The organism is Streptomyces sp. NPDC029164, assembly GCF_055563995.1.
Map to the genome: position 1 here is coordinate 31,313 of NZ_JBVHWW010000017.1, position 26,222 is coordinate 57,534.

Here is a 26,222-nt window from a genome sequence, read left to right on the forward strand (position 1 = left end):
ATCGAGGTGATCGTTGTCGGCGCTGGACCGACCGGCCTGATGCCGGCCTGCGAGTTGCGGCCTGTTGGAGCGGTTCCTCGCGGTCAGTGAGAAGTTCCGGGTCGGCGGCTTCTTCGGGGGCGTCATGAAGCCGTGGCCGGAGCGGCTGGACACCGCCCACCCGTACGGGCTCACCACCCCGCTGCCGGTCACCGAGCGGCTGCTCGAGGAGCTCGCCCTCGAACTCGGTGCCGAGATCCGGCGCGGATGCGAAGTGGTCGGGCTGAGCCAGGACGAGGACGGGGTGACCGTCGAGCTGGCGCGCGGGGGCGCCCCCGGCGATGAGGGCGGCGCCGGCGGGAAAGGCACGCGTGTGCGCTCGCGCCACCTCGTCGGGTGCGACGGGGGCCGCGGCGTGGTGTCTCGTCGACGCCGACGAGGAAGTGGAAGTGGACGTGCCCGCGGTACTGCTGCGGTCGGACGGCCACGTGGCGTGGGTCGGCGACGACCAGCGGGATCTGCTCGACCACCTGCCCAAGTGGTCGGTTTCGCGGCGCGTTGACGCGCCCTGTGGCGCGTCGGGCGCGCCCGCGTAGGGGCGCGCTGTCAGCGCGGCTCCGGGGCGGCCCGCACGGTCAGGGAACGCGGAACAGTGGCCGGCTCCGCGGGCAGCCGGAGCGGGCGGCTGCCCGGGGTGATCGAACCGAGGACGCGGGGGCCGTCGGCTCCGGTGCATCCGGGGGCGTTGCCCGGGAGGCCGTGCAGGGTGAGGTACCCGAGCACGGCGAACGCGTACGCCTCCTTCGCCGCGGTCGGCAGCCCGAGCTCCTCCGAGGTGCGCAGCGCCGTGCCGCCCAGCTCGGCGCGGAGCATTCCCATGAGCGTCGGGTTGCGCACGCCGCCGCCCGACGCGTACACCTCGGTGGCGCCCAGCGGCCGCAGCGCGTCGGCGACGGTCCGGGCGGTGAGGCGCGTGAGCGTGGCGACCACGTCCTGCGGCGGGAGCTGCTCGAAGCCGGTCAGCCGGGAGCGCAGGTAGCCCTCGTGGAACAGTTCCTTGCCCGTGGTGCGCGGTGCGGGCAACCGGTAGTAGGGCTCCGCGAGCAGCCGTTCCAGCAGGGCCTGGTGGACCCGTCCGGCGGCGGCGAGCGCGCCGTCCTCGTCGTAGTCGAGCCGCCCGCCGGTCAGCTCGCGCACCGCCGCGTCGATCAGCGCGTTGCCCGGGCCGGTGTCGAACGCGACGGGGTCGCCGTACCGCGGTGAGACGGTGACGTTGGAGATGCCCCCGATGTTCAGGGCGGCCGGGACACCGGGCCGGCCGCGCAGCAGCATCAGGTCGATCAGGCTCACGAGCGGCGCGCCCTGGCCGCCGGCGGCGACGTCCCGCGGCCGGAAGCCGGAGACGACGGGGCAGCCGGCGGCCTCGGCGATCCAGGCCGGTTCGCCGAGCTGGAGGGTGCCGTGGACGCGTCCGTCCGCCGCCCAGTGGTACACGGTCTGGCCGTGCGAGGCCATCAACTCGGTGCGCCCGTCGGAGAGTTCGTGGTCGGCTCGGACGGCGAGCCGCGCGAAGGCCTGCCCGATGTGCGTGTCGAGGCGGCACACGTCGGCGAGCGTGGTCGCGGAGGGCGGCAGGGCCGCCGCGAGCGCGTTCCGCAGCCCGGCCGGGTACGGCTCGCTCACCATGCCCAGCGGGGTGAGGTGCAGCGTGTCGTCCCCTGCCGGGACCTCCAGGTCGCAGGCGGCGGCGTCGACGGCGTCGTACGAGGTCCCCGACATCAGGCCGACCACCCTCATCGCAGGGGCTCCCGGTGGTCGTTCCCGCGCAGGGTCAGCAGGGCGAGCGAGCTGATGGCGCAGGCTCCGGCGGCGTAGTAGGCGGGGATGGCGGTGTCTCCTGTCCGGGCGGTCAAGGCGGTGATGACGAGCCCCGCGCAGCCGGAGAACACCGCGTTGGCGAGCGCGTACGCCAGCCCGAGGCCGGTGCAGCGCACACGTCGCGGGAACATCTCGGCCAGCATGGCCGGCCCCGGTCCGGCCAGCAGTCCGACGAGCGCGCCGGCGGTCAGCACGGCCGCGGCCCGAACCTGCGGGGAGGCGTCCGGGGACTGGAGCAAGTGCAGCAGGGGGAAGGCGAGTACGGCGATCCCGAGGGCGCCGCCGAGCATGACCGGGCGCCGTCCGTACCGGTCGCTGAGCAGCCCGGCGGGCAGGATCGAGGCGGCGAACCCAAGGTTGACGAGGGTGGTGGCCAGGAGGGCGTTCCGGAAGGAGGCTCCCAGGGTGGCCTGGAGGTGGGACGGCAGGACGACGAGGAAGGTGTACCCGGCCGCCGACCAGCCCATGATCCGCCCGATGCCGAGGACGACGGCACGGGCCTGCACCCCACCGGCGGGCGGCAGTTGGTCGCCTCGGGCCGCGTCCGGGGCCTTGGCCGGGGGCGTCGCCCCGGGCGGTTCCTCCAGTGCCGTACGCAGCCACAGCGCGACCAATCCGAGCGGCAGGGCCAGCAGGAAGGGGATCCGCCACCCCCACGCGTACAGCGCCGGGGCGGGCAGGAGCGTCGCCAGGGCGGCGGCCGTGCCGGCTCCGGCCAGCAGGCCGAGGGCCACGGTGAAGGACTGCCACGCACCGTAGAGGCCCCGCCGGCCCGGTGGCGCGTACTCCGCCATCAGGGACACCGCGCCGCCGAACTCCCCTCCCGCGGAGAGCCCTTGCAGGACGCGCAGGAACGTGAGGAGCCAGGGTGCGGCCGGGCCTATGACTTCCCGGGTGGGGAGAAGGCCGATCAGGGTGGTGGCGAGCGTCATGAGGCCGACGACGAGGACGAGGGTGGGGCGGCGGCCGAGACGGTCGCCGATCCGGCCGAAGAGCAGTGCGCCGACAGGGCGGAAGAAGAAGGCGAGCGCGAAGGAGGCGTACGTGGCGACCAGCGCCTCGGCACCGCTCGCGGATCCGGCTCCCGTGCCCGTTCCCGCGCCCGTGGGCGGGGTGAAGAAGTTGGCCGCGATGACAGTGGCGAAGCAGCCGTAGACGCCGAACTCGTACCACTCGACGAGGTTGCCGGCCGAACCGGCGAGCAGGGCCCGCCGGGCGGCGGCGCGGTGCGGCGGCGGCGCCGGAAGCAGTTCGGTCGAGGTCACCCGTGCTGAGTGCCCGCTCCGCGGTGGCCCGATGCCTGGCGGCGGCGCGGTTCAGCCGTATGCGCCGGGGAGTTGGCGGGCCGGTTCCGAAATCCCCTGACACCGGCGGGATTTGGAATCACAGTCGGAAGTCATGCATAACTATTATCTCGAATCGAAAGGAAATTCGGGACAATTCGCGCCGTGTCCGATGCCGTTGAGTGCATCCCGTCGGAGAAAACTGGTCCGCCGTCAGAGCCAAAGCACGACTCATTCCACCGAGAACAGGACCGGACCGCTGATCTGAACCGAACTGCCGCCTGCCAACCGATTGCGGAGGTATCACGATTGTCCTGCTTCAGGACCGACTTCCGAAAGGCCCCCAAGGGCTCTCTCCTCACGGGCTGTTGCCCCCGAGCGCGCGCCGTCTTCTCCATACTGCTGCTCGCCGCCGTCGCACTGACCGGCTACGCGGAGCCGGCCCACGCGGCCGCCCCCTACGGCGTCAGAGCCGTGGAGGTGGCCGCCTCCAAACAGGGCTCGCCGTACGCCTACGGCGCTACCGGCCCCAAACGCTTCGACTGCTCGGGGCTGACCCTCTACGCCTTCAAGAAGGCCGGCAAACGCCTTCCACGCACCGCCGAGCAGCAGTACGAGCACACCCGCCACATCCCCAAGTCCGACCGCGTGACCGGCGACCTGGTCTTCTTCCCCAGTGGCGCGACCATGGGCCACGTGGGCATCTACGCGGGCCAGGACAGGATCTGGCACGCTCCACGCCCCGGCACCTTCGTACGTCTGGAGCGGATCTGGAGCACAGAGGTCCGCTACGGCCGGGCCACCTGAACGGGCCCGGCCCACACGACACCCCTACTGGCTAGTGCAGCCGCCAGGTGAGTTTCCCGCCGCCCACCCAATGGACCGCGTCCGGATCGTCGAGGTCGTGGATGGTGATTCCCGCGGCCGCGGCAGCCAGGATCACGTCGGTCATGGACTCCGCCATACGGACCATCTCCCCGTCGATCTCCACGATCCGGAACGGCGGATCTCCCGGCTGCACTGCCAGCACTGTGACCCTCGGCGAGGCGATGTACGGGCTCGAGCTTTCTGTCATGCGGAGATGGTTCCATGCCGACGCCCACGTAATGCGATGCGGCGGCGCGTCTACCGCCGAGTGGACGCAGCCGGTTCCGGCTTCACACGATCGGTGTGTCGGGTCACCGCTGAATCGATTCGGCCAGGTGGGTGGCACCTAGGGTGATCGCATTGCTGTCAGTACCGAATTTTGAGGAGTTTCCGTGCACGCTCGTCGCCTCACCACCGCCCTGCTGTCCGTCGGCCTGATGATCGCGGGTGGGCTGGTCACCGCCACGCCCGCGGCCGCCGATCCGTGCGGCTACTTCGCCAACGGCTCCGATTCCTTCTACAACCACTGCACGAACGACGGCTCACGCGTCATCATCGAGGTCGAGGTCTTCGGACCCAACTACGAGAAGTGCGTGAGCCCCGGCAAGACGTGGCTCGGATCGCGCAGCAAGGTGAGCAACGCCCACTACGTCGGACGCACCTGCTGAGCCGGACGGGCGATGCGCCGGCCGACACGGGTGCGAGCGGTCCGGCAGGACCGCGCCCGGTGCCGGCGCACGTCCGGCCTCCCGGAGGAGATGTCAGTGCTCTCGGGCATGATCGATCCATGACGCACGCTCCCGCCGACGCCCTGCACGAGCTCGCCCACCGCCTCCTCTCCCCCGACGACGCCGCGCGATGGCTCGGCATGCTCGCCCCGGGCCTGCGCCTGACGCACGCGGGTGACGGACCGCCGGCGGGGCGGCTCGGCGGGCTGCCGGAGCTGCCCGCCGGCACGCCGTGGCCGGTGTGGGAGGGGAACGGCCCGCTCTCGCACATCGCGTCCCTCGACTGCGCGGCCCTCGCGGCGGCCGGCGACGTCGGCCTCCCCCTGCCCGCCTCCGGGACCCTCCTCTTCTTCCTCTTCGACGGGCGCCTCGGCGACGAGGACCCCCTCGTCGACCCGGCGGACCCCGAGACCCGGCAGGGCTCCCAGGTGGTGTACGTCCCGGCCGGCACCGCCACCCACCCGCACCCCGCCCCCGACGGGCTGCCCCCGTACCCCGAGGTGCCGCTCACCGCGCAGGCCGGGCTCACCGTGCCGGCGGACGACGCCCCGAGCGTGCGGGCGGCCTTCGGCGAGGTCGTCGGCTCGCGCGACTGGCGCAGGCACCCCGTCAACGCCAGACCCTTCGACGACGCCCTCAGGGCCCTCGACCCCGACCCCAGGGGTGCCCGGCACCGGGTCGGCGGCCACGCCATGCCCGTGCAGGGGGCGGTGGAGTGGGAGATCGCCGGCGCCGTGCTCGGCCCCGGCACCTCCTGGCAGGACCCCCGCCTGGCCGACGAGGCCGCCGGGTGGGTCCTCCTCGCGCAGATTGACACCGATCACGAGGCGGACATGATGTGGGGCGACGTCGGCACCCTGTACTGGCTGATACGCCGGTCCGACCTGGCGGCGGGCCGCTTCGAGGAGGCCCGCTTCACCTGGCAGTGCTGCTGACACGGCCCCGGCGGCAGGGGAGCACCCCGATACTGTTCTCTCGTGGGGCAGTTGGCAGCGTGAAGTCCACGCCCCCGGGGTACTTGTCCCTCACGGTGAGCACCACACGGCCCGACTCCTTTCACCCTTCCGCTGCCGCGTGTGGCTCCCCGGGGCATGGCGTCCGCAGCCACAACGGCTGCGCCGCTCAGGATCGTTGCCCGAAGGCGGTTCACGGTGACCCTCGTCGCAGATGTATCGGCGTTCCTCGGCGCGTGTGCGCACCTCAGCACCAGCGTCCAGAGCAACACGGCGTGTGACGTGGCGAGTTCACCCCTCCGTCCGGCGGCCGTGGTCGAAGCCGGTGCCCCTGGCCCTCATGCCTCCGCCGGCGGCCGACTCCGCTGCCGCCGCCCCCGCCGACTCCCACCCGAGGAGTACCCGTGGCCGTCCTCACCACGATCGCCGTGATCCTCGGCGCCTGGTGCGCCGCCGGTGTCGCCACCGCCGCGCTGTACGCCGTACTGCGCGCCCGTCACGTACGGCGGCAGCGAACGCTGGCGTCCACGCCCGACGGCGCCGCCTGCCGGTGTGCCTCCCCGGCCGGGTCCGGCGACCGGAGCCCGTCTCCGGCACGGAGCGCCCCGATCGTCGCGCGTACGACCGCGCCGGACGGGGCGTGATCGCGCCGCGCGCCCGCCGAGCAGCCGGTCCGCAACCACTCGTCCGAGCCGCTCGGCGATCCGGACGCTGATCGCGAACCGCGTGCTCCGCCAGCTGGACGCGCTCTCCGCGGCGGACGACAGCCGCCGCCCCGCGACCTGCCTGATCGTCCGCGTGGATCCCGCCCGCGGTACGGCCGTGTACGCGAGCGCCGGGCATCTGCCGCCCGCCGTCTTCACCGGCGACGGCCCGGGCAGGCTGCTGGAGGTGCCCGTCGGCCCTCCGCTGGGCACGGGCATCGGCGGGTACGAGGCCGTCGCCCTGCCACTCACCCCCGATCAGACGATCCTGCTCTACACGGACGGCCTGGTGGAACGGCGCGGCGAGGACATCGACACCTCCCTGGCCCGGCTCGCGGCGCTCCGCATGACCTCCGGGGCCGGAGTCGCGGATGTGGTGGGCGCCGTCTGCACCGGACTCGACGCGCAACACGCCGAAGACGACGTCGCCGTACTCGCCGCCCGCCTCCGTCCCCGTACGCCCCACCTCATCGCCGGCGAGGCCGCTCCCGCCGGCACCGGCGGGCCCACCGACTGAGGGACGCGTCGGCTGACACGGGAGGGGCACTCAGGCGACGGCCGTCAGGCGCACGGCGGCGATGCGGCCCGCGTGGTCGAACTCGATCTCCGCCGCACTGCCCCCGGGAAGATCGGTGAGGATCTTGTCCCCCTCCTCCCTCAGGGGCAGGCCGTGGTACTCCAGGTAGCCGGTGACCACCCGCCGGGCCGAACGGCCGATCAGGCCCGCCCCGGTGACGAGTTCCCGGGGCAGCGCGACCGTGTTGAGGCCGGCCCTCGGAACCTGCGGGTCGTCCGGCAGGAAGTAGACCAGACTGTCCGGTCCCGCCGGGAGGCCCAGGTAACCGGGCGCCTCGGCCACCCCCATGCCCGCGAAGGCCAACGTCTCGGCCGCCCGCCGGGGATCCTCGAAACCGGACAGGTCCAGGGTCTCCTCGGTGAACTCGGCGATCCCGTGGTTCCTTCCGTAGCGCTCGATCGCACCGGTCAGCGCCACCACTTCACTGCCGCGGAGTCCCGGGTTGGCCCAGCCCCACATCCAGGACCGCTCCCGCACGTCGTACGTACCCAGCACGGCGATCCGCAGCTCGAGACCGCCCTGCCGGTAGAGGCAGGCCTCAAGGTCCGCCGTCCAGGGCCCTTCCGGCATGTACGCGGTCAGGGCTTCGAGTTGTGCGGCGCCCCAGGCCGCATGCCGTTCGGCCTCCAGGAGGAACGCGTCACTGAACTGATTCGTCACGATCATGGCCATGACCCTAAATCGCCGGCCCGATCACCCGGCATGCGGGTACCGGCATCGCCGATACCGGCAGGCAGGCAGGCAGTGATTACGGCCGCGCCCGCGGCGCAGCGCCGACGGCGGCGTCGAGGGCGTGCCGGGCCTTCCGCGCTGCCGCTCGCACCGCCTTCGCCTCCCGGGCAGCCTGCTGGTGGCGGCGATCGGCTTCCTTCGCGGCGGCGCCGAGGCGCTCGCGTTCCTGCCGGGCCTGGTCCAGCTGCGCCTGTAGGTCCGTGATCTGCTCGTCGAGCGCGCCGAGCGCGGCGCGGGCCTGTGCCCGCTCCGATTCCGCCGTGGCGAGCGCTTCCTCGGCCAGCTTCGCCTCCCGGTTCGTCCGGTCCGCCTCGGCGCCGGCCCGTGCCTGGGCCTGCGCCTGCGCCTGCGCGGCCCGGGTGTCGGCCTCGGCCTCGGCTTCGACTTCGGCTTCGGCTTCGGCTTCCGTCTCGGCTTCGTCTTCGGCCTTTCGTCGCTTCGGTGGCGGTGCCGTGCCGGGTACGTCTACGGGTCCCAGTTCGGCGAAGCCCACGACCTGCGGCGGGGCCTTCGCCAGCACGCCCCGCGCCCAGGTCTCGGCGGCGTCGGGGTCGGCCAGGACGGTGCGGAGGATCTGTTCGACCTCGCGCTGAACACCCTCGGAGACCTCCTGCCCCGCGTCGCCGGCCAGGCGACGGGCTTCGGTGGCCATCGCCGCGACCACCACGTGCTGCTGGTGCGACAGCTTCCGCAGGTCCTCCCCCGACAGGGTCCGGTGCGCCTCGCGCAGCTCCCGGCCGAGCTCCAGCAGGCGCCGCGCCTGCTCCGCGTCGGCGCGGGCCAGCAGGTTCGCGGCCCAGACGGCGAGCGTGGGCTTGCGCAGGGCCGCGATGCGCTTCGCCGCGTCCCGCTCCCCCGCCCTGCGCGCGTCGGCGACGTGCGCGTCCCGGGCGGCCGTGAACTCCTCCGGCCTGAGTCCGTACAGCTCGGTTGCCACCGCGTCGACGTCGACCACAGCACCACTCTCCCCCACCGGCGGCGTTTCGGCGCGCAGCGGCCGACGGGGCGCGCGCACCGGCCCGTCACACGTGACAGGCGAGGCCACCGGAGATATCTTGGCCGCTCCTCCCCACCCCATACATAACGAAAACACCTGGGATCTCCCGGTCTGGGTGGTGCTGGACGACGATCACTGGAAGGTGGGTCCGACCGTGGAGCCGAACGAGATCAGCGAGGTCCTGAACCGTCCGCTCAGCCGGGAACTCCTGGCCCGCGACCTGACCCGCCTGGCCTACATGGCCAAGGACGGCACGCCGCGGGCCGTTCCGATCGCCTTCGTCTGGAACGGCGCGGAGATCGTCATGTGCACACCGCAGAACGCCCCGAAGCTCCCGGCCCTGCGTCACAACCCGGCGGTCGCCCTGACGATCGACACCGAGGTGCACCCGCCGAAGATCCTGCTCATCCGCGGCCGGGCCGAGCTGGACGTCGTCGAGGGCATCCCGGACGAGTTCCTCCAGTCGAACAGCACGTACAAGATGACGCCCGAGCAGCGGGTCGTATGGGAGTCCGAGATCCGCTCGCTGTACGACGGCATGGTCCGGATCGTCGTGACCCCCACCTGGGCGAAGCTGATCGACTTCGAGACGACCCTCCCGAGCGCGGTCGAGGAGCTCGTCCGGCAGCGGGAGGAACGCGAGGACGCCTGAGGCACCACGGCCCGGGCCAAAGGGCTCAGGCCGGATCCACCTTCACCTGGGTGTTCTGGCAGGCGGTCAGCAGCCAGGGGCCGTCCGCCTCGCGGGTCATCACGTACAGCGGAGCGCCCTCGCTGCCGCCGCCGTCGGCCTCGCGGTAGACCTGACGTACCTTCACCGCCGCGACGTCCGGCCGCAGGAACCGGATGTGGACCACCTCGTAGGTGACTTCCCCGTCCCCACTCGCCGCCGGCAACACGGCCCGCGTGAACGCGGCGATTTCCTCGAACCCGATGAGGACCTTCCCGTGCGCCGTCGTCCACAGCGCGTCCGGATGGAACAGGGCCAGGAACCCCTCGGCGTCCTTGGCCCGCTGCGTGCGCTCGACCGTGGCGACGACCTCTTCGATCGCCTTGACGGAAGCGGCCTCGGCCGCCCGCTCGATGCCCGCGTCCGTGTCCGTCTCGATGTCCGTTTCGATGTCCGTTTCGATGTCCATGGGCTTCATCGTGCCGCCTCAACCTTACTTGAGGTCAAGCAATATGATCATATTGGCCTCATGACCACGAAGACCCTGTACCTGCTCTGCTCAGCCGCCCCGCCCGTCTTCGACGTCGCCCACGTCGTCGAAGACGCCCAGACCCGCGGCTGGGACGTCTGCCTGGGGCTGACCCCCACCGCCGCGCACTGGGTCTCGGAAAGCCTTGACGGACTCGCCGCGCTCACCGGTCACCCGGTGCGCTGGCAGTACAAGTTCCCGGGCGAGGCCGACGTATGGCCTGCGGCCGACGCCCTCCTCTTCGCCCCGGCGACCTTCAACACCATCAACGCCTGGGCCCTGGGCCTCACCGACCGCTTCGCCGTCGGCGTCGCGGCCGAAGCCCTCGGCAAGAACACCCCCACGGTCGCCATGCCCTGCACCAACGCCGCGCTCGCCGCCCATCCTCAGTTCGACACCTCCCTGGCCACCCTGCGCGGCGCCGGTGTCGAACTCCTCTACGGCGAGAACGGCTTCGTCCCCGGTCCGGCCGGCCCCGACTCCCCGTCCCACTTCCCCTGGCCGGCCGCCCTGGACGCCGTGGACCGCATCAGCACCACCCGGCTCTGAACGACCGGTCGCGTCCGCGTCGCGGCGGCGGCGCTCAGCCGGGCTGCCGCACCTGCCGGAGCTGCCGGAAGAAGGCCCGTACGTCCCCCACCAGCAGATCGGGGACCTCCATCGCGGGGAAGTGACCGCCCTTGTCGTACGAGGTCCAGCGCACGATGGTGTCGGTGCGCGCGGCGACGTGCCGCAGGGGGATGAAGTTGTCCCGGGGGAAGTCGGCCAGTGCGGTCGGGGTGTGCGACACCTCGGGCGGCTGCCCGGCGTAGTCGGCGTGTGCCCGCTCGTAGTAGATCCGGGCCGCGCTGCCGGCCGTACCGGTGAGCCAGTACAGCATCACGTTGGTCAGCAGCTGGTCCCTGTCGACGGGGCAGCCGGGATCGCTCCACTCGTCGAACTTCTCGGCGATCCAGGCGAGCAGCCCGACCGGTGAATCGTTCAGCGCGTACGCGAGGGTCTGCGGCCGGGTCGCCTGGATGTCGGCGTAGCCCTGCCGATCACGCGCCCAGGTCCGGTACCGCTCCCAGGAGGCCAGCGTCCGTTCCCGCTCGGCGGCGGGCAGCGCGGCCAGTTCCTCGGGCCGGGGCTCGGCGGTGGCGCCGCCGCCCGGCAGCAGGTTCAGGTGCACTCCGATCACCCGACCCGGCAGGATCCGCCCGAGCTCCCGCGAGATCGCGGCACCCCAGTCACCGCCCTGCACCCCGTATGACCCGTACCCCAGCCGCTCCATCAGCACGCCGAAAGCTCGCGCGACCCGCTTGAACTCCCAGCCCGTCTCGGTCGTGGGCCCGGAGAGCCCGAAGCCGGGGATGCTCGGCAGCACCAGGTGGAACGCGTCGGACGGATCCCCGCCGTGCGCCCGCGGATCGGTCAACGGACCTGCGACCCGCTGGAATTCGACGAACGATCCCGGCCAGCCGTGGGTCATCAGCAAGGGCGTCGCGTCCGGCTCGGGCGAGCGCAGGTGCGCGAAATGCACCCGTGCTCCGTCGATGACCGTGGCGAACTGCGGCCACTCGTTCAGCCGTGCCTCCGCCGCGCGCCAGTCGTAGCCGTCGCACCAGTACGCGACGAGTTCGCGCACCCGCTCGCGCGGGATCCCGTACGCCCTCCCCACGCCGGGCAGTTCGTCCGGCCAGCGCACCCGGCCCAGCCGCTCACGGAGGTCATCCAGCTCGCCCTGCTCCACGGCGAGCCGGAACCCGCACAGCCCCTCACCAAGATCACTCATGACCCGCATGCTAGACAGCCGGTGCGCCCCGCACGTCAGTCGGTGTCCGTGGCCGCCAGCACGGCCAGCCGCCGGCGGTCCGGGGCCAAGGCGGCCAGGCCGATGTCCCAGGCCACTTGCTCGAACCACTTCGTGCCGGCGTCGAAACCGTGCCAGACGCAGTCCCGTACGCGTGCTTCGGCCTCGCCGACGGCGGCGTCTTCCGGGCAGCCGGCCAGCGCGGCCAGGGACTGCCAGGCCGCGAGGCGGCCGTAGGCGCCGAAGGAGCCGGAGTTGTACGCCCCGCCCGCCGACGCCGCGGCGAAGAGCACGGCCCATGCCTGGTCCGGCGGAAGGACGGAGACCGACAGAGCCGCCTTCCTGCCGGCTCCGCGCAGGCACTCCAGCCCCAGCGACAGGAGCGCCTTCGGGAGGGATTCGGGGTCCAGCGGGGCGGTGAGCTCAAAGACCCGTGCCTCGATGCGCCCGTTGGACTCCTCGGCCCAGTTCGCCACGGCTCGGGCCATGGCGGCGGCTGTGGCTTCCGTCGTCGTCTCCTCCGCCGGGGGGACACGCGCGCCGGTGACGTTCACCAGTGCGCGGGTCTCCGAGGGGCCGAACGGCATCGAGTGACTGCTGCCGCGCGGGCTGTAGCGGGGCAGGTCGGGAACGCCTTCCACGTCGGACAGCGTCAGGGGCAGCCGGCCGAGTGGGTGGTGCCTCCAGTGCGGCGACGTGGCCCAGCCGGAGACACCGGGCGTCTCCTCCACGGCGACACCCCTGAGCACCAGTTCGTGGATCAGGCAGGCCCGAAGCTCCTCCGAAGCGGGTCCGGTGAACGCGGTGGCCAGCGCGTCGGCCTCCTGGCCGGAGGCGAGCAGCGAGGCCGTGAAACGGTCCAGCCTCCTGCTGGTGACCGCCTTCGAGGAGACCAGCCGCAGCGCCTGGGCGGCGTTCTCGGGGCCCGGAGTGGTGGCGAGCAGGCGAAGGAGGTGGTCGAAGACGCTTCTGTACTGCCACACCTGTCCTGCGCCGTACGCGCCGGCGAGAGCGATGCCGAGGTCGGCGCAGAAGGCGGGGTCTCCCTGAGCGACACGTCCGTCGGCCACCGCCCACACGTCGGTGACCTTCGTCAGGTCGGGCAACTCGGTCACGATCTTCTGAATCTGATCAGCCACGGCACGGAGCCTACGCGTCCGGCGGCATCCGCCTCCGGAAACCCCGCCCCCGGACAGCCACGCCCCCGGCGGACGCGGCTTCAACTCACCGCCTACGTAATGCCGTTACGCAAAAACCCTCACAACTCCCCGAACCGCTCCCCCGCCCCGCGAAACAAGTACCTGTCGACTGGTTTTCTTTCGGGCGGCCGGTCTACATTGGCGGCACACCACACCACGGCGAACACCGCTCGACGACAGCGACCTGGGGGCGAGGACGTGACGAGGGCCAGACAGGAGCGGGCCGAGATCACCCGCCAAGCCATCCTCGACGGCGCGGCCACGGCCTTCGACCTCTGCGGGTACGACGGCACCAGCCTCAGCGACGTCGTCAAGTACGCCGGAGTCACCAAGGGCGCCCTGTACTTCCACTTCCCGTCCAAGGAAGCCCTCGCGCGCGCCCTGATGGACGAACACTTCCAGGTCTCCGAACACGTCCCCGCCATCGAGAACCCCGGCCTGCAGACCGTCATCGACCTCAGCCACCAGATGGCGCACGGGCTGCGCACCAACGTCCGCATCCGCGCCGGCATCCGCCTGGTCATCGAGTTCGGCGCGTTCTCCAACCCCGACCCCACCCCGTACGACGCCTGGATCGCCACCTGCCGCGGCTGCCTGACCCCGGCTCAGGAAGAGGGCGACATACACGCCACGCTCGACATCCGGGTCCTCGCCACCCTCCTCGTCGGAGCCTTCACCGGCATCCAGGTCACCTCACACGTCCGCACCCGCCGCGAAGACCTGCACACGCGCGTCACCGACCTGTGGAACTTCCTCCTCCCCACCATCGTCCCCCCACACCGCATCGCCCGCTTCCACCCCACCGGCACCCCCAGACCCGCCTCACCTCCCCCCACCGACTGACCCGCTCAGGACGGCCTCGCACACGCCGTGGCGAACCACGGGGGTGCTCGCCACGGCGTGGCCGAGGCCGCCCTGCCCACACCCGTCACCCGTCACCCGGGGGCGGTTCGAGCCATCGGGCGGTCCGGCTGGCGAAGGTTCTGTGCCCTAGTGGTTGTCTCCCGGCCTGACGTGGGTGGACGCGGTGGCCGTTGCGACGTCAGGGTCGGGCGCGCCACGGCTGCCGCCGTCCCGGGTGCCGAGCTGGTGGTCCTGGAGGGCATGGGCCACCACCTTCCGCGGGAGTTGTGGCCCGAGCTCGCCACCCGCATCGCCGCACTCGTCCATCGCGCCGAGGGCGGCCGAGGGTGAGCCCTCAGGCGCGTACCGCGCTCAGCAGGGCCGCCGTGGACGCCATGCGGGTCGGGGGTTGCCAGGTCCAGGTGCGGACGGAGGTGAAGCCTGCCGCCAGGACCGTGTGCGCGAGCGCGGGAAGGGCGATGGGGAGCCACTTCTCGTGGGCGGCGAGGAGCATGCGGCCGCCGGGGCGCAGGACACGGTGGAGTTCGGCGAGGCCGGCGGGTACGTCGGGCCAGAGGTGCAGGTTGTTGACGGAGATCACGACGTCGACGGAGTGGTCGGGTCGGCCGGTGCGGGCGGCGGTGCCGACGGTGAGGCGGAGCCGGTCGCGGGCGAGGGCGGACGCGCAGCGGCGGCGGGCCATGGCGAGCATGACGTCGGAAGGATCGACGCCGATCACATGGGCCGAGCGGCGGGCCGCGGCTTCGAGCCCGACTCCGGGGCCGGGCCCGACGACCAGGACGACCTCCTGTTCGGCGGGACGGGCGAGGGCGACGGCGTGCCGCTCGGTGGCGGCGTTGCCCTGTGCCATGAGCCGGCCGCCGAGCCGGCCGAGCAGCCCGCTGGGCCGGCCGAACCCCTTGGTCAGGAGGTCCTGAGTGATGCTCTCCACGTCGCCATGGAAACACGTGGAGGGCGATCAGCCGTGTCAAGTCGGAGGCTTACGGGCGTTTCGACGTGCCCGAGCAGGCCCGTGTGGGCGAACGTGGAACCAGCTCGGCACTCACGACCGGACACACCAAGGAGGCACCCATGGACTGGACGCTCGAAGTGGTCCCCGTCCCCGTCACCGACATGGACCGCGCGAAGGCCTTCTACGCCGAAAAGATCGGCTTCAAGGTCGACCTCGACGACGAGGTCGCGCCCGGAGTGCGCATCATCCAGATGACGCCGCCCGGCTCCCGCTGCTCGATCGCCATGCTCCGGGGAATGCCGGCGGCGCCCGGCACCCGAACGATGGCGCCCGGCACGCTCCACGGCCTTCAGCTGTGCGTCGTCGACATCGAAGAGGCCCACCGGAACCTGGCGGACCGGGGCGTGGACGTGTCCCCCGTACGCCACGTGGGTGCGACGGGCTGGGAGGAAGGCAAGGGCGGGACCTGGAACTCCTTCCTCACCTTCACCGACCCCGACGGGAACGGCTGGGTCGTCCAGGAAGCCCCCTCGGAGCTCGCCGAACGCTGAGACCTGACTCGCTTCGGGGATCACTTCGGCGCAACGGCGCCCGAGTCCGGCGACTGCTGGAGTCCGGAGGTGTCGACCGCCTCGAAGTCCGATCCCTTGAAGCCCTTCAGCGCGTCGAGCTGCGCGTTGTCCCAACCGGCGTTCTCCTCACCGGTGATGTACCAGGCCGAGCCGTTGTCCGCCACGATGGCCCCGTACTTCTTGAGCGCCTCGGCCACGGCCTTGGCCTGTGGGGCCAGTTGCGAGGTGTCCACCGAACTCTTGAGCCGCAGCCGCAGCCCCATGGGAGGCAGCGACTTGTCCGCCGCGGCGCCCGCCTGGTGCCGCGCGGGCCAGACGTAGCTCTGGTCCGAACGCGGCACGGTGATGCGGATCGCGTGGTCGATCCGCCCGGCTGCCGCCTCGTCGTAGCGCACGAGCCCGGGGAGGATGGCGAGGCCGGCGGCATCGGCCGAGGTCCATCCGTCGGGCCGCAGTTCGTTGGACCGCAGGTCGAAGACCGCGCCCGATCCGGCGTGCCAGGCGTCGTCCCCTTGCTGCCGCGCGTTCCAGAGCTCGTAGGACTTGCACAGGGCGCGGTCCCAGACGACCACGTGGCGGTCTCCGCTGCTCGCCGGACCGTTCTCGATCCTGGCGTTCGACGGGATCCGGTACCCCGACGTATCGCTTTCCTCGGTGATGTCGAAGGTCACCTTCGTTTCCGGCAGGTTCGTGTCCGTGCCGGTGATGGGGATGCCGAAGGGTTCGCCTTCCGTGAGCCCCGACCCGAAGTCCGGGTGCAGGGGCTCGGTGGAACCGATCGAGGAGACGTACCGGGCGGAGCTCGGGTGCACGGGCAGCCGGTCCACAGGGGCGCGCCAGAAGCTGTCCGCCGGTGAGGTCGCGCAGGAACCGTCGTCCGGGGCGGTGGCGACGGCAGCGGCAGCGGCGGTCGCGGTGTACCCGGGCATCAGGCACGCGGCGGCCATCGCGGCCACGGTGGCGAGCGCGGGGATTCCGTTGATCGAGCGCAACTCTGCCAGGCGCTTCATGGGCATCGATCGTCCTAGGTAGGCGTGCGGGGACGCACGCACCGAGGCGGCCTGCTCCCAGCGTAGGCACGTTCGCGCCCCGGCGCAGTTCTCCATGCGGCGTATTTCCTGCGTCACACAGAGAACCGCGGCCGCGCCGCCTCAGCGGCCGGCGCTCTCCGACAGCCGGGGCGGGATCGCGTCGACCTGGGGCAGGGCGCGGGGTACGGCCGGGGCCGGGACGTCCGTTGCCGGGCCCTCGGTCGGACGGTTCTTGCCGGCCGGGTCCGATGCGCGCGGCGCGGTGGTGCCGCAAAGGGCTCGGTCCTTGTAGTCGTTCAAAGCGGCGTCGGCCGGGTGCGGTTCGACGGCCGTGCCGTCCTCGGTGAGGCGGTGGTACTTCATCAGGTTGTACCCGATGGCGAACTGCCGTGCGCCGTCCGGACTCGACAGTGCCCACGTGCCGGCGCCCCAGACGCCCCCGTCATGACCCCAGGCGGGCCCGCACGGCGTGTCCAGGGAGTAGATGCCGAGGCCGTAGCGCAGGGCGACGGCTCCGGTCTCGTCCTTGATTTCGACGGTGGTGCGCATCTCGTCCAGCTGGCGGCTCGGCAGCAGGTCGCCGCTCAGCAGGGCGCGGTAGAACGTGTTGAGGTCCTGCGGGGTGGCGACGAGGGCTCCCGCGGTGCCGGCCCAGGTCATGTTGTAGACGCTGTAGTCGCGCGGCGGGTCGATGAGCCCGAAGAAGTTCTCGTACATGCGCGCGTGGGGGCCGCGGATGTGCGGGTCGGTGCCGGGGAAGTAGGTGTCCCGCAGGCCCGCCCGCCGGATGACGTCCCGGGTGATCAGCCGCTCCGGGTCCTGTCCCGTCACCTTGCGGAGCACCTCGCCCAACAGCAGGTAGTTGGTGTTGGAGTAGGCCCAGGCGGTGCCGGGTTCGAACAGCTGTGGCCGGGCCACCCCGTACCCGATCAGCTCGTCGGGTCGCACCGTGCGGAACCGGTTGTCGTCCAGGCTGTCGGTGGCGCCCTTCTGGAGGGAGGGGAAGGCGTCCGCGATGTAGTCGTCGATTCCGCTGGTGTGGTTGAGGAGCATGCGGACGGTCACCTTGCGGCCGCGCTCGCCGGGCAGGAGTTCGGGCACGTAGTCGCCGACCGGCCGGTCCAGGCCCACCCGGCCCTTCGCCGACTGCTGGAGTACGGCGACGGCGGTGAAGGTCTTGGTGACGCTGCCGACGCGGTGCCGGAGGTCGGGGCGGGCCGGTATCCCCGCGGCGACATCGGCGAGGCCGGCGGCGCCGTCGAAGCGGGCGCGGCCGTCGCGGACCGCGGAGTAGGCGCCGTAGATGCCCGCCTCGTGGATCGCGTTCAGCCTCCTCTGCAGTGGGGCGCGGTCGGGATGCCGGCCCGCCGCCTCGGCATGAGCGGCCAGGGTGCCCTCGCCCGCGGCGTTGGCGGCCGGCGCGAGGCCGGCCAGCAGGGCCATGGCGACGGCGGTGACGGAGGCGATGCGGCGCAGTCGCGGCACGGGGGCCGCGGCGGGGCGGTGGGCAGGACTGGTGTGGGGCACGGCAGCTCCTCGTCGGTGGCCCGGTGAGGCCCGGCGGCCCGGTGGGGCCCGGCGATCCGGGACACCTCGATTCTTCGCCCCGTACCCACGACGCGGCCTCCTCCGCCAGGACGAACCAGGCATCAACCTTCAGATGCAGAGGCACCTTGACAACCCATTACATTTGTCACAGTCGCCGGCGGCCCCCGCGGAGGGGGTGACCAGCTCCGCGGGCTCGGTGACGTCGAGGTCGAAGTCGAGCATGCCCAGGTGGACGGCGAGGGTCTGCACCGTGTCGGCGCCGGTGACCAGAACGCAGGTGCCGGCGTCGAGCGCCTCGACCGTGCCGACCGCCAAGTTGATCCGTTCGACCACCGCTGCCGCCGGGCCCTGTACGGTCACCCGTGCCCGGTAGCGTCCGCGCGCTCGACGTCACCTCCAGGCCTTGGCCGCGCACGGTTCCTGATGCTCGCCGGTGACCCCGCCCTGCTGCCGCCCGACCGGTCCCGTGACCGCGAGACCCACACCGCGGGGTGAGGGATCAGGCGGTGGGCGCCGGGGCCGCGACGGTCTCCCAGGCGTAGCCGTCCGGGTCGGTGAAGGGTCCGGAACCGCTGCCGAGGACGAGGCGGTGTGATCCGGTGCCGTCGGCGGGGACGCCGACGTCCTTGGCGAGGGCCCGGTGCCCGTACAGGGCCAGCTTGACGGGGCCCGGCCCGGCGGCGAACTCGACGTACTTGCGGCCGAAGCTCTTGGCCACCACGAGGCCCTGATCGACGTAGAACTGCCTGGTCGCGGCCACGTCCGTGGCTCCGAGCAGGAGAACGAGCTGCTGGATCTCCCGGGTGGCCGGGCCGGAGTCCTTCTTCTCCGAGCTCGCGACCTTCAGGATCGTCCCGTCCGGGGCCCGTACGACGCCGCCGTAGCCCCAGAACGACTTGGAGGCGGGCTTCAGCGTCGTCGCGCCGGCATCGACGGCGGCGTCGACGAAAGCCCTGACGTCGGCCGGCCGGGACACCGTGAGCGCCAGCGCGAAACCTCGGAAGCCGCTGGTCGGCGCGTCCGAGGCACGCAGGCGCACCTGCGTGCCCAGGCCGAAGGCGGTGTAGAAGCGGTCGGCGGCGGTGAGGTCGGCCACCTCGAGGGTGACGGATGCGAGGGAAGTCATACCCATCACGCTAGGCGCCGCTCCCCCGCCGCTGCTTCTCGATTCCTGACCGATCCGGTCAGGTGTGCAGACGGCTGTTGCAGCCTTCCTGGTCTCCGGCGCTCTCGTCGTTGAACCAGTAGTCACCGGCCGCCAGGTACCGGAAGCAGTGCGTGCTCTCGTTGGGCAGCTCGACGGTGACGGCGCGCTTCCCGTCCTTGCGCGGCCGCAGGGTGTGGACCCCGGGCTGCCAATCGTTGAAGTCGCCCACCACACTCACCGTCCCGGCCGGACTGTCCGCGGGGAGGACGAACGTCACCTGGGTACGGTCCTTGCGCAGCTTGCGCTCCAGCATCGGGGGCTCCTAACGGCACGCGGGTCGGATCCCACCATCCTGGGCACTGGAGCCGCCGCGCGCATGCCGACGCCGCCGCCGGCCGCCCGGCATCACCCTTACGCCACCATCCGTAGCCGAAGGTACGCGGAACGCTCCTGCCGCGGCCGCGCCCGCGCCGTTCGTCTTCGGGGCCCGGGGGCGGTTCGTCGGCGCGAACCGCGACATCCACGGGATTAGGCTCGGAGGAAGCCGAGAAGGAGATGTGGCATGTGTCGCTGGCTCGCGTACCTGGGTTCGCCGATGCTGCTCGATGCCGTGCTCTACCGGCCGGAGCACTCACTGATCAACCAGAGCCTCCGCTCGCGGGAGGGCGTCGAGTCGACCAACGGGGACGGTTTCGGCATCGGCTGGTACAGCGGGAACGACGACGGCACGCCGGCGGTGTTCCGCGACATCGGACCCGCGTGGAACAACCGGAACCTGCGCGAGCTCGCCGCCCATGTGCGGTCCAGCCTGTTCTTCGCGCACGTCCGTGCCTCGACGGGCTCGGCGATCCAGCAGACGAACTGCCACCCGTTCCGTCACGGCCGCTGGCTGTGGATGCACAACGGGGCGGTCACGGACTTCCACCGGCTGCAGCGCGACCTCTGCATGGCGGTCGATCCCGCGCTGTTCCCCTCCATCGAGGGCTCCACGGACTCCGAGGTGATGTTCTACCTCGCGGTCACCTTCGGCCTCGACCAGGACGTTCCGGGCGCCGTGGCCCGAATGGCGGGTCTCGTCGAGGATCTCGGACGGCAGCACGGGGTGCCGAATCCGCTGCAGATGACGATCGCGGTGAGTGACGGCGAGCGGGTCTGGGCGTTCAGGTATTCGAGCCAGGGCTGCTCCCGGTCGCTGTACTACAGCAGCCGCGCCGACACCGTACGACACCTCTATCCGGAACTGGACTACCTCCGCGAGGTCTCCGACGAGACGCGGATCGTGGTCTCGGAACCGCTGGGCGACCTGCCCGGCATCTGGAACGAGCTGCCGGAGGCCAGCTATTCGGTGCTCCCCTCCGACCGGCACACGGACTACTTTCCGTTCGAGCCGAAATCCCCGTGACCGTGACCTCCCGCGTGCGGACGCCGAAGCTGACCATGGGGGTGGAGGAGGAGTTCATCCTCGTGGACCGCCGCAGCCGCGCCCCGGTGGGCCGCGGACCGCTCGTCATCGCCGCGGCGGCGCACAGGCTGGGCGCACTGGTCCAGCCGGAGTTCTTCACCGCCCAGGTAGAGGTGTGCACCAGACCGACGTCGAGCACGGCCGCTCTCGCCGCCGACCTGGCCAGACTGCGCGGGGAGCTCGGAAGGGCGGCGGAGAGCGAGCAATGCCTGCTCCTCGCCTCCGGAACACCCGTGATCCCGCCGGAGCGTCCGCTGACCATCACCCCCGACGAACGCTACCGGAGGATGGCCACCCGCTTCGCGTCGGTGATCGGGGCCCGCGACCAGGTGGTGTGCGGCTGCCACGTGCACATCGGCGTGGAGAACCGGGCCCAGGCCCTGGAGTTCTCGAACCGGATCCGCCCCTGGCTGCCGGTCCTGCAGGCGCTCGCCGCCAACTCCCCCTTCGACCGCGGACGGGACACCGGTTACGCGAGCTGGCGGTCGGTCGCGCACGCTCGCTGGCCCACGGTGGGCCCCACCCCCGTCCTGGACGAAGGCGCCTACGAGCGCATCGCCGACGACCTCGTACGGTGTGGCGCCCTCCTGGACCGACGGATGATCTATTGGTACGCACGGCCCTCCGAACACGTGCCGACGCTCGAGATCCGGGTCGCCGACGTGAACGCCGACCTCGACACCGTCAGCCTTCTGGCCGCACTCGTGCGGGGGCTCGCGGCCACCGTGCTGCCTGAGATCGACGAAGGCCGACCGGCCCCGTGCGTCGAGTGCGGAAGGCTACGGGAGGCACACCGGCTCGCCGCCCTGCACGGCCTGGAGGGTGACGGACTGGATCCGTGCCGCGGCGCACGCCTTCCGGCCTGGGATCTGGTCGACCGGCTGCGCGAGCGGGCCGCACCCGGACTCGGCGCGTCGGGCGACCTGCTCCTCGTCGACACCCTGCTCGACCGCCTGCGCACCGCGGGAGGCGGCGCCGCCGGACAGCGCGCCGCCCACCGGCGCCGCGGGAGGCTGAGCGATGTGGTGGACGCCCTCGCACGGCACGTGACCGACGTCTGACGGCCTCTACGCGTACCGTGGGGAAGCAGCAGCTGGAGCGGCCATGTCCACGACCAGACCCGAGGGACCCGGGCAGCCGTCGCCGGCCCGCCGGATAGGCAGCACCCTCCGTCGGGTGCGGGCCGGCCGCCGCTGGGGGAACGTTCGGGACCTGCAACTGTGGCAGCGCGCGCTCGGGTTCGCCGCGCTCGGGTTCCTGACCCTGGTCCCCCTGCTGATCGTCGTGTCCGCCGCGGACGCCACCGGCGGACAGGGGTTCGCCCAATGGCTCGGTGACGGGCTCGGGGTGTCCGCACCCGCCATGGTGGAGATCAAACAGCTCTTCGCCCTGCCCGGCCAGGTGTGGAGGACCACGACGGCGTTCGGCCTCGCCCTGCTCACCGTGTTCGGCCTGTCCTTCGGCACGTCGCTGCAGAGCGGCTACGAGAAGGTATGGGACCTGCCCCCGGCCCGCTGGTGGGCGAGGTGGCGGCACGTGCTGTGGCTGGCCGTGCTGATCGGCGTCCTGTACCTGTCCGCGATCTCCCCGCCGTGGCACGGCTCCCCCGCCCGCGGCTTCGTCACCGTCGCGATCGGCACCCTGTTCTTCTGGTGGTCCCAGCGGCTGCTGCTCGGCGGCCGCGTCCCGTGGACCGCCCTGCTCCCCGGGGCGGTGGCCACGATGCTCGGGCTGTTCGGGCTCCGGGTCTTCTCCCGGCTGGTGTTCTCACCGCTGATCGCGTCCAGCGCCGTCTCGTACGGGCCCTTCGGCACCGTCCTCGTCATCCAGTCCTGGCTCGTCGGCGTCGGTGTCGTCGTGTTCGGCGGTGCGCTCCTCGGCCGGCTGTTCCACGACGGACTGGCGCGCCCCGCGAACCCTCCGGACGGGGGTCGCTGAGGCGCGCCGAGACGGGCTGTCCGCGTGTCACTCGGTGGCGGGCGTGTGCGTCCAGCTCGTGCACAGGGCCCAGATGATGAACACGTCGATCGCGATGATGATGACGGACCACCAGGGCTGGTACGGCAGCCACATGAAGTTGGCGAGCACGCTGAGGCTGGCGAGTGCGATGCCCGCGCCCCTGGCCGCGTTCGAGCCGGCGATCAGGCCCACTCCGGTGAGCACGGCGATGATGCCGATGACGAGATGGATCCAGCCCCATGCCGTCAGGTCGAATTCGAAGACGTAGTTGCCGATGCGCGAGTAGACGTCGTCCTTGGAGATGGCCGCGATGCCCTGGAAGATCGCGAGGCACCCGGTCACGATGAGGAGCACCGCGGCGAACAGCGTGCCCATGCTCCCCGCACCGTCGTTTTGGCTGCCGGGAGCCAGTGGAGCGTTGCCCGGCGCGGGGCCGGTGTTCCAGTTCCCCCCGGTCGGTGTCGGCTGACCCATGGAATTCACCTCACAGATGGCGGTACGGCGCCGGACCGTCCTGCTCCGGCTCGGCCGGGTCACAGGCATCGGCACCCACATCGCAGTGTCGTCCGGTGCGGAGGTCCTTGTGATCACCCGTAGCGGGTGGTCTTGGCTCCGCCGGGAGCGCCTGGGGTGTCACGCGGGCAGCTGGCGCATTTCGAGCACCCGCAGGCCCAGGGACTGGAAGCGCGTGAGCAGCCCGTACAGGTGGGCCTCGTCGGTCACGCTGCCGTGCAGGAGCGTCTGCTCCCGGACGGGGATCCGGTCGAGCTCGGGGAAGTTCGCGGCGAGGGTGTCCGGCACGACGCCCGAGATGCGGAATTCGTAGCGCATGAGAGCACTCACTCCTCTGGGGACGGGGCAGGAGTCGGGCGGGAAGCGGAACCGGCGTTCTGCCCGCTCCCGGCCTTCGTCCCTCCTCATCGTCGGCCCCGCCCGGTGGCTCGGCATCGCCCGGTACGGGCGAGAAGGCCGGCGCACCTGCGACCGCCGGACGGGCGGACCTGCTCACAGCATCCCGAGGTCCTGGGCCCGGTGGACGGCCTCGCTGCGCCGGGTGACGGAAAGCTTGCGGTAGATGCTCTTCAGGTGGGTCTTCACCGTGTTGGGCGACAGGTACAGCTCGGCGGCGATCTCCTCGGTGGACAGCAGTTCGGCGGCCTTGCGCAGCACCTCGGTCTCCCGCTCGCTCAGCGGCTCCACGACGGGTGGCTGCTGCCCGCCGGTCGTCGACGCCGGGGCACGGACCGGGGTGCGGGAGGGGAGCCAGTCGTGCAGCCGTGCCAGTTGCGGGTCCCGGCTCAGGATCCGGCGGACCCAGGGGCCGCTCTCCGTGAACATCCGGCGCAGTTCCTCCGGCCGGGCGAGGCCCAGCGCCTCCCCCAGCCGCCGGCGGGCTTCCTCGGGGTCGCCGTCGGCCGCTGCGATCTGCGCCCGGAGCAGGCGCGCCCGTGCCCGTACGGGCGTCGTGGCACCGTCGTCGTCCGGCAGGCCCGCCAGCGCCCGCGCCGCGTCCTCGCCGCGGCCGGCCGCCAGCAGGGCGCGGGCCCGGGCCACCAGGTGCGCCGGGCGCTCTCCGTCCCCGGCGTCCACCGCGTCCAGGACCCGCAGGGCCGCCGCGGCGTCACCGCGTACCAGGTGCGCGGCCGACTCGGCCACGGCCAGCCCGGCCATCGCCCAGGCGTGCGTCCGTACGGGAGCCCCGGCCGTCCGCAGCGTGCGGAGGGCGGCGAGCGCGGCCTCCCCGTCGCCCCCGGCCGCCGCGATCCCGGCGCGGATGACGGCGGCCGCCACCGCGGCCACGGGCTCCGGACGGGTCCCCGCCTCCGCGGTCGCCAGGTCGAGGTGGCACCGGGCGGCCGCCAGGTCGTCCTGCTCCACGGCGACGCCCGCGAGGGCGAGGTGGCCGAGACCGGTCCGGCGCCCGGTCGGCAGTGCGTACTGCTCGGCGACGGCGAGCGAGGCGCGGGCACGTTGCGCGGCCTGCCGCAGCCGGCCGCGCATCAGCTCGGTCAGGGCCAGTGAGCCGAGCGCGTCACAGAGCGGGTACTCCGTACCGGGTTCTGCGCACGCGTCGACGGCGGACGTGAGGGCGGAAGCGGCGCGGTCGAGGTGTCCGGCGCCGAGCTCGGCCGCGCCGAGGGCCGCCGACACCAGGGCGCGGATCTCGGGGCGCTCGGCGAGCAGGTGCGGGGGCAGCTCGGGGAGCAGCCTGCCGAAGTCGGACGCCGCCCGTTCGGTGGCCGTCAGGTCGTCCGCCAGCCGCCCCGCGAGTACGCCGAGGAAGGCGCGGCCGAGCCTCGCCGCCGGGCCGGAGTCGGGGCCCAGGTGCGCGTCCGCCCGCCGCAGCCCGGCCTCGCATCCGGGGAGGTCCCGTTCGGCCAGCCGGCAGGCCGCGTCGACCAGTGCGGGAGCCGCGCCCGACTGGTCGGCCGGCATGCCGGCGAACGCCCGGCCCAGCTGATCGGCCTCCAGGCCGGTGAAGAGCCGTCCGATCGCCAGGTTGTCGACCAGGTGCGCCGCCGCGAACGGCCAGTCACCGGCCGCCGCACCCTGGACGACCGCTTCCGTGAGCCGCCCCGTCCGGGCCAGCCAGCGCGCCGCCCGCCCGTGCAACCGGGGCTCGAGGCCGGGACAGCGCTGCCTGAGGTGCGCGCGCAGGACCTCGGCGAACAGCGGGTGCAGCCGGTACCAGGCCGATGCGTCGATCCGTTCGAGGAAGGCGTTGTCGCGGGCCAGTCCGGCGAGGGTCCGGGCTGCGTCGTCGCGCCCGGTCAGCTCGTCCGCGAGGTCCGGGTGGAGGCGGTCCGTGACGCAGACCCGCAGCAGCAGGTCCTGGGTGGGCGGCGGCTGGGCGTCGAGCACTTCCTTGAGCAGGTAGTCGGCGATGATCGTGCGGTCGGCGGCGAACTGGCGGAGGAACGTCTCGGGGTCGGCGCTGTGCTGCATCGCCAGGGCGCACAGGCGTACCCCGGCCGCCCACCCCTCGGTCCGCTCCACCAGCAGCCGGATCCCCTCCGGCGAGACCTTCAGCCGGTGCTCGGCCAGCAGCGCCTCGGCATCCTCGTGGGTGAACCTCAGGTCCGCCTGGCGGATCTCGGTGATCTCACCGGCCGCCCGGTAGCGGTGCAGCGGCAGGAGCGAGTCCGTGCGGCCGGTGAGCACGATGCGCAGGCCTCCGGACGCGTGCCGGAGTACGAAGTCCAGTCCCTCCGTCATCGCCTCGGGCGGCCGGGCCGTGTCGAACTGGTCGAGCACGAGCACCGCGGGCCGCGCCGACGCGGCGAGCCCGTCCGCCAGACGGACGAGGAACGACCGGGTCACTCCTTCGGCCCGCGTGGGCCTGCCCACCCCGTCCGGCAGCGCCACCCCGCCCCGGCGGAGGGCCTCCAGGACGTACGCCCAGAGGGCGCCGGGGGCGTCGCCCGGCTCGACGGTCAGCCATACGGGGGGACGCGGCGCGAGCCCGCCGGCCGCCCAGTGGGCGGCGAGCACCGTCTTGCCCGAACCGGCCGGACCGTTGACGAGGGTGAGCGGCCCCCGTACCCCGGCCGTCATGCGCTTCAGCAGCTCGGGCCGGTGCACGAGGAGCCGCGGTACGGCCGGAACGGCGAAGCGCGCCGTGAGCATCGGGTCCCCGGACGGTGCCGGGCTCCCGTACGGCGCAGGCGCGGGTGAATCGGGCCCTGCGGGGTTCTCTGCGGGGTTCTCTACGGGGTTTTCTGCGGCCTTCTCCATGCGGTCACCGGTGTCAGATGGGCTCGGGTCAGGGTCTGCGGGGGTGCGGACCGCGGCCGGCCCG

General features: G+C 72.4%; 30 protein-coding genes and 2 pseudogenes. 15 read left to right on the plus strand and 17 right to left on the minus strand.

Annotated features, from left to right (window positions below):
• Positions 1 to 39 precede the first annotated feature (39 nt).
• Positions 40 to 406 (plus strand): annotated as a pseudogene (locus ACZ4VT_RS17940) (FAD-dependent monooxygenase); the annotation flags it as partial.
• Entirely contained in the window at positions 351 to 575 is a 225-nt protein-coding gene (locus ACZ4VT_RS17945; RefSeq protein ID WP_467950923.1) for a hypothetical protein, read from the plus strand. The pseudogene ACZ4VT_RS17940 and the gene ACZ4VT_RS17945, both read left to right, overlap by 56 nt.
• A 10-nt stretch (positions 576 to 585) precedes the next feature.
• Here ACZ4VT_RS17945 and ACZ4VT_RS17950 read toward each other — a convergent pair whose 3' ends face one another.
• Both ACZ4VT_RS17950 and ACZ4VT_RS17955 read right to left on the minus strand, forming a co-directional pair.
• Positions 586 to 1,776, minus strand: coding sequence for an anhydro-N-acetylmuramic acid kinase (locus ACZ4VT_RS17950; RefSeq protein WP_467950691.1), 1,191 nt, complete (start codon positions 1,774 to 1,776; stop codon positions 586 to 588).
• Positions 1,773 to 3,122, minus strand: coding sequence for an MFS transporter (locus ACZ4VT_RS17955; protein WP_467950692.1), 1,350 nt, complete (start codon positions 3,120 to 3,122; stop codon positions 1,773 to 1,775). Before ACZ4VT_RS17955 ends, ACZ4VT_RS17950 begins: the two co-directional genes overlap by 4 nt.
• 414 nt (positions 3,123 to 3,536) lie before the next feature.
• Between ACZ4VT_RS17955 and ACZ4VT_RS17960 the strand changes: the two genes are divergently transcribed.
• Positions 3,537 to 3,947: a C40 family peptidase gene (locus ACZ4VT_RS17960; protein ID WP_467950896.1), complete on the plus strand. Its 411-nt coding sequence runs from the start codon at positions 3,537 to 3,539 to the stop codon at positions 3,945 to 3,947.
• A 31-nt stretch (positions 3,948 to 3,978) separates the two neighbouring features.
• On the opposite strand, the gene ACZ4VT_RS17965 is transcribed toward ACZ4VT_RS17960, so the two are convergent.
• Positions 3,979 to 4,215 (minus strand): hypothetical protein, encoded by a 237-nt coding sequence (locus ACZ4VT_RS17965; RefSeq protein ID WP_467950693.1) that lies wholly within the window; start codon positions 4,213 to 4,215, stop codon positions 3,979 to 3,981.
• Positions 4,216 to 4,444: 229 nt separating this feature from the next.
• Here ACZ4VT_RS17965 and ACZ4VT_RS17970 point away from each other — a divergent pair, with 229 nt between their 5' ends.
• From ACZ4VT_RS17970 to ACZ4VT_RS17985, 4 genes are all read left to right on the plus strand, one after another.
• Positions 4,445 to 4,675, plus strand: coding sequence for a DUF6355 family natural product biosynthesis protein (locus ACZ4VT_RS17970; RefSeq protein ID WP_467950897.1), 231 nt, complete (start codon positions 4,445 to 4,447; stop codon positions 4,673 to 4,675).
• 119 nt (positions 4,676 to 4,794) lie between these two features.
• Entirely contained in the window at positions 4,795 to 5,670 is an 876-nt protein-coding gene (locus ACZ4VT_RS17975) for a YwqG family protein (RefSeq protein WP_467950695.1), read from the plus strand.
• A 422-nt stretch (positions 5,671 to 6,092) separates the two neighbouring features.
• Positions 6,093 to 6,332 (plus strand): hypothetical protein, encoded by a 240-nt coding sequence (locus ACZ4VT_RS17980; RefSeq protein WP_467950697.1) that lies wholly within the window; start codon positions 6,093 to 6,095, stop codon positions 6,330 to 6,332.
• Positions 6,241 to 6,909: a PP2C family protein-serine/threonine phosphatase gene (locus tag ACZ4VT_RS17985; protein WP_467950699.1), complete on the plus strand. Its 669-nt coding sequence runs from the start codon at positions 6,241 to 6,243 to the stop codon at positions 6,907 to 6,909. The genes ACZ4VT_RS17980 and ACZ4VT_RS17985 overlap by 92 nt, the downstream gene beginning before the upstream one ends.
• A 30-nt stretch (positions 6,910 to 6,939) precedes the next feature.
• On the opposite strand, the gene ACZ4VT_RS17990 is transcribed toward ACZ4VT_RS17985, so the two are convergent.
• A complete protein-coding gene (locus ACZ4VT_RS17990) occupies positions 6,940 to 7,635 on the minus strand; it encodes a DUF6882 domain-containing protein (protein WP_467950701.1) in 696 nt (231 codons plus the stop codon).
• An 82-nt stretch (positions 7,636 to 7,717) separates the two neighbouring features.
• Complete coding sequence (locus ACZ4VT_RS17995) at positions 7,718 to 8,656, minus strand: hypothetical protein (RefSeq protein WP_467950703.1); 939 nt, start codon at positions 8,654 to 8,656, stop codon at positions 7,718 to 7,720.
• 196 nt (positions 8,657 to 8,852) lie between these two features.
• On the opposite strand from ACZ4VT_RS17995, the gene ACZ4VT_RS18000 reads away from it, so the two are divergent.
• Complete coding sequence (locus ACZ4VT_RS18000) at positions 8,853 to 9,350, plus strand: pyridoxamine 5'-phosphate oxidase family protein (RefSeq protein ID WP_467950899.1); 498 nt, start codon at positions 8,853 to 8,855, stop codon at positions 9,348 to 9,350.
• A 25-nt stretch (positions 9,351 to 9,375) separates the two neighbouring features.
• On the opposite strand, the gene ACZ4VT_RS18005 is transcribed toward ACZ4VT_RS18000, so the two are convergent.
• On the minus strand, positions 9,376 to 9,837 hold the full coding sequence (locus tag ACZ4VT_RS18005) for an SgcJ/EcaC family oxidoreductase (RefSeq protein WP_467950705.1): 462 nt from the start codon (positions 9,835 to 9,837) through the stop codon (positions 9,376 to 9,378).
• Positions 9,838 to 9,897: 60 nt separating this feature from the next.
• Between ACZ4VT_RS18005 and ACZ4VT_RS18010 the strand changes: the two genes are divergently transcribed.
• Positions 9,898 to 10,446 (plus strand): flavoprotein, encoded by a 549-nt coding sequence (locus ACZ4VT_RS18010; protein ID WP_467950707.1) that lies wholly within the window; start codon positions 9,898 to 9,900, stop codon positions 10,444 to 10,446.
• A 34-nt stretch (positions 10,447 to 10,480) separates the two neighbouring features.
• On the opposite strand, the gene ACZ4VT_RS18015 is transcribed toward ACZ4VT_RS18010, so the two are convergent.
• On the minus strand, positions 10,481 to 11,671 hold the full coding sequence (locus tag ACZ4VT_RS18015) for an epoxide hydrolase family protein (RefSeq protein ID WP_467950709.1): 1,191 nt from the start codon (positions 11,669 to 11,671) through the stop codon (positions 10,481 to 10,483).
• A gap of 35 nt (positions 11,672 to 11,706) precedes the next feature.
• Positions 11,707 to 12,828, minus strand: coding sequence for a DUF6183 family protein (locus tag ACZ4VT_RS18020; RefSeq protein WP_467950710.1), 1,122 nt, complete (start codon positions 12,826 to 12,828; stop codon positions 11,707 to 11,709).
• A gap of 258 nt (positions 12,829 to 13,086) precedes the next feature.
• Here ACZ4VT_RS18020 and ACZ4VT_RS18025 point away from each other — a divergent pair, with 258 nt between their 5' ends.
• A complete protein-coding gene (locus ACZ4VT_RS18025; protein WP_467950712.1) occupies positions 13,087 to 13,731 on the plus strand; it encodes a ScbR family autoregulator-binding transcription factor in 645 nt (214 codons plus the stop codon).
• Positions 13,732 to 13,902: 171 nt separating this feature from the next.
• The gene (locus ACZ4VT_RS18030) at positions 13,903 to 14,082 is read left to right on the plus strand and encodes an alpha/beta fold hydrolase (protein ID WP_467950714.1); all 180 of its coding nucleotides are present in this window, start codon (positions 13,903 to 13,905) and stop codon (positions 14,080 to 14,082) included.
• A 4-nt stretch (positions 14,083 to 14,086) separates the two neighbouring features.
• Here ACZ4VT_RS18030 and ACZ4VT_RS18035 read toward each other — a convergent pair whose 3' ends face one another.
• The gene (locus ACZ4VT_RS18035) at positions 14,087 to 14,683 is read right to left on the minus strand and encodes a class I SAM-dependent methyltransferase (RefSeq protein ID WP_467950716.1); all 597 of its coding nucleotides are present in this window, start codon (positions 14,681 to 14,683) and stop codon (positions 14,087 to 14,089) included.
• A gap of 140 nt (positions 14,684 to 14,823) precedes the next feature.
• On the opposite strand from ACZ4VT_RS18035, the gene ACZ4VT_RS18040 reads away from it, so the two are divergent.
• The gene (locus tag ACZ4VT_RS18040; RefSeq protein ID WP_467950718.1) at positions 14,824 to 15,255 is read left to right on the plus strand and encodes a VOC family protein; all 432 of its coding nucleotides are present in this window, start codon (positions 14,824 to 14,826) and stop codon (positions 15,253 to 15,255) included.
• A gap of 20 nt (positions 15,256 to 15,275) precedes the next feature.
• Here the strand turns inward: ACZ4VT_RS18040 and ACZ4VT_RS18045 are convergent, their stop codons facing one another.
• The 5 genes and pseudogenes from ACZ4VT_RS18045 to ACZ4VT_RS18065 all read right to left on the minus strand — a co-directional run bounded on the left by ACZ4VT_RS18045 (position 15,276) and on the right by ACZ4VT_RS18065 (position 19,315).
• Positions 15,276 to 16,286, minus strand: coding sequence for a hypothetical protein (locus ACZ4VT_RS18045; RefSeq protein WP_467950720.1), 1,011 nt, complete (start codon positions 16,284 to 16,286; stop codon positions 15,276 to 15,278).
• Positions 16,287 to 16,427: 141 nt separating this feature from the next.
• On the minus strand, positions 16,428 to 17,750 hold the full coding sequence (locus ACZ4VT_RS18050) for a serine hydrolase domain-containing protein (RefSeq protein ID WP_467950901.1): 1,323 nt from the start codon (positions 17,748 to 17,750) through the stop codon (positions 16,428 to 16,430).
• 213 nt (positions 17,751 to 17,963) lie between these two features.
• Positions 17,964 to 18,218: pseudogene (locus ACZ4VT_RS18055) on the minus strand (WCX domain-containing protein); the annotation flags it as partial.
• A gap of 136 nt (positions 18,219 to 18,354) precedes the next feature.
• Positions 18,355 to 18,981 (minus strand): glyoxalase, encoded by a 627-nt coding sequence (locus tag ACZ4VT_RS18060; RefSeq protein ID WP_467950722.1) that lies wholly within the window; start codon positions 18,979 to 18,981, stop codon positions 18,355 to 18,357.
• Positions 18,982 to 19,039: 58 nt separating this feature from the next.
• Complete coding sequence (locus tag ACZ4VT_RS18065; RefSeq protein WP_351582874.1) at positions 19,040 to 19,315, minus strand: isoamylase early set domain-containing protein; 276 nt, start codon at positions 19,313 to 19,315, stop codon at positions 19,040 to 19,042.
• Between the two features lie 249 nt (positions 19,316 to 19,564).
• Between ACZ4VT_RS18065 and ACZ4VT_RS18070 the strand changes: the two genes are divergently transcribed.
• The 3 genes from ACZ4VT_RS18070 to ACZ4VT_RS18080 are packed head-to-tail and all read left to right on the plus strand — an operon-like array spanning position 19,565 to position 22,402.
• Entirely contained in the window at positions 19,565 to 20,404 is an 840-nt protein-coding gene (locus ACZ4VT_RS18070; protein WP_467950724.1) for a class II glutamine amidotransferase, read from the plus strand.
• 2 nt (positions 20,405 to 20,406) lie between these two features.
• Positions 20,407 to 21,525, plus strand: a complete 1,119-nt coding sequence (locus tag ACZ4VT_RS18075) for a carboxylate-amine ligase (protein WP_467950725.1) — start codon at positions 20,407 to 20,409, stop codon at positions 21,523 to 21,525.
• Between the two features lie 43 nt (positions 21,526 to 21,568).
• Positions 21,569 to 22,402: a ribonuclease BN gene (locus ACZ4VT_RS18080; protein ID WP_467950727.1), complete on the plus strand. Its 834-nt coding sequence runs from the start codon at positions 21,569 to 21,571 to the stop codon at positions 22,400 to 22,402.
• Positions 22,403 to 22,429: 27 nt separating this feature from the next.
• On the opposite strand, the gene ACZ4VT_RS18085 is transcribed toward ACZ4VT_RS18080, so the two are convergent.
• From ACZ4VT_RS18085 to ACZ4VT_RS18095, 3 genes are all read right to left on the minus strand, one after another.
• Positions 22,430 to 22,798, minus strand: coding sequence for a DUF7144 family membrane protein (locus ACZ4VT_RS18085; protein WP_467950729.1), 369 nt, complete (start codon positions 22,796 to 22,798; stop codon positions 22,430 to 22,432).
• 258 nt (positions 22,799 to 23,056) lie between these two features.
• On the minus strand, positions 23,057 to 23,254 hold the full coding sequence (locus ACZ4VT_RS18090) for a hypothetical protein (protein ID WP_351300711.1): 198 nt from the start codon (positions 23,252 to 23,254) through the stop codon (positions 23,057 to 23,059).
• 174 nt (positions 23,255 to 23,428) lie between these two features.
• Positions 23,429 to 26,050, minus strand: a complete 2,622-nt coding sequence (locus ACZ4VT_RS18095) for a winged helix-turn-helix domain-containing protein (protein WP_467950731.1) — start codon at positions 26,048 to 26,050, stop codon at positions 23,429 to 23,431.
• Between the last annotated feature and the right edge of the window lie 172 nt (positions 26,051 to 26,222).

What these genes read in the sequence shown, in the direction of transcription:
- ACZ4VT_RS17950 (WP_467950691.1), bottom strand. Translation starts at nt 1,776, where the DNA reads ATGAGGGTGGTCGGCCTGATGTCGGGGACCTCGTACGACGCCGTCGAC.
- ACZ4VT_RS17965 (WP_467950693.1), bottom strand. Translation starts at nt 4,215, where the DNA reads ATGACAGAAAGCTCGAGCCCGTACATCGCCTCGCCGAGGGTCACAGTG.
- ACZ4VT_RS17970 (WP_467950897.1), top strand. Translation starts at nt 4,445, where the DNA reads ATGATCGCGGGTGGGCTGGTCACCGCCACGCCCGCGGCCGCCGATCCG.
- ACZ4VT_RS17975 (WP_467950695.1), top strand. Translation starts at nt 4,795, where the DNA reads ATGACGCACGCTCCCGCCGACGCCCTGCACGAGCTCGCCCACCGCCTC.
- ACZ4VT_RS17990 (WP_467950701.1), bottom strand. Translation starts at nt 7,635, where the DNA reads ATGATCGTGACGAATCAGTTCAGTGACGCGTTCCTCCTGGAGGCCGAA.
- ACZ4VT_RS18005 (WP_467950705.1), bottom strand. Translation starts at nt 9,837, where the DNA reads ATGGACATCGAAACGGACATCGAAACGGACATCGAGACGGACACGGAC.
- ACZ4VT_RS18010 (WP_467950707.1), top strand. Translation starts at nt 9,898, where the DNA reads ATGACCACGAAGACCCTGTACCTGCTCTGCTCAGCCGCCCCGCCCGTC.
- ACZ4VT_RS18015 (WP_467950709.1), bottom strand. Translation starts at nt 11,671, where the DNA reads ATGAGTGATCTTGGTGAGGGGCTGTGCGGGTTCCGGCTCGCCGTGGAG.
- ACZ4VT_RS18040 (WP_467950718.1), top strand. Translation starts at nt 14,824, where the DNA reads ATGGACTGGACGCTCGAAGTGGTCCCCGTCCCCGTCACCGACATGGAC.
- ACZ4VT_RS18045 (WP_467950720.1), bottom strand. Translation starts at nt 16,286, where the DNA reads ATGAAGCGCCTGGCAGAGTTGCGCTCGATCAACGGAATCCCCGCGCTC.
- ACZ4VT_RS18050 (WP_467950901.1), bottom strand. Translation starts at nt 17,750, where the DNA reads ATGGCCCTGCTGGCCGGCCTCGCGCCGGCCGCCAACGCCGCGGGCGAG.
- ACZ4VT_RS18060 (WP_467950722.1), bottom strand. Translation starts at nt 18,981, where the DNA reads ATGACTTCCCTCGCATCCGTCACCCTCGAGGTGGCCGACCTCACCGCC.
- ACZ4VT_RS18065 (WP_351582874.1), bottom strand. Translation starts at nt 19,315, where the DNA reads ATGCTGGAGCGCAAGCTGCGCAAGGACCGTACCCAGGTGACGTTCGTC.
- ACZ4VT_RS18070 (WP_467950724.1), top strand. Translation starts at nt 19,565, where the DNA reads ATGTGTCGCTGGCTCGCGTACCTGGGTTCGCCGATGCTGCTCGATGCC.
- ACZ4VT_RS18080 (WP_467950727.1), top strand. Translation starts at nt 21,569, where the DNA reads ATGTCCACGACCAGACCCGAGGGACCCGGGCAGCCGTCGCCGGCCCGC.
- ACZ4VT_RS18085 (WP_467950729.1), bottom strand. Translation starts at nt 22,798, where the DNA reads ATGGGCACGCTGTTCGCCGCGGTGCTCCTCATCGTGACCGGGTGCCTC.
- ACZ4VT_RS18090 (WP_351300711.1), bottom strand. Translation starts at nt 23,254, where the DNA reads ATGCGCTACGAATTCCGCATCTCGGGCGTCGTGCCGGACACCCTCGCC.
- ACZ4VT_RS18095 (WP_467950731.1), bottom strand. Translation starts at nt 26,050, where the DNA reads ATGCTCACGGCGCGCTTCGCCGTTCCGGCCGTACCGCGGCTCCTCGTG.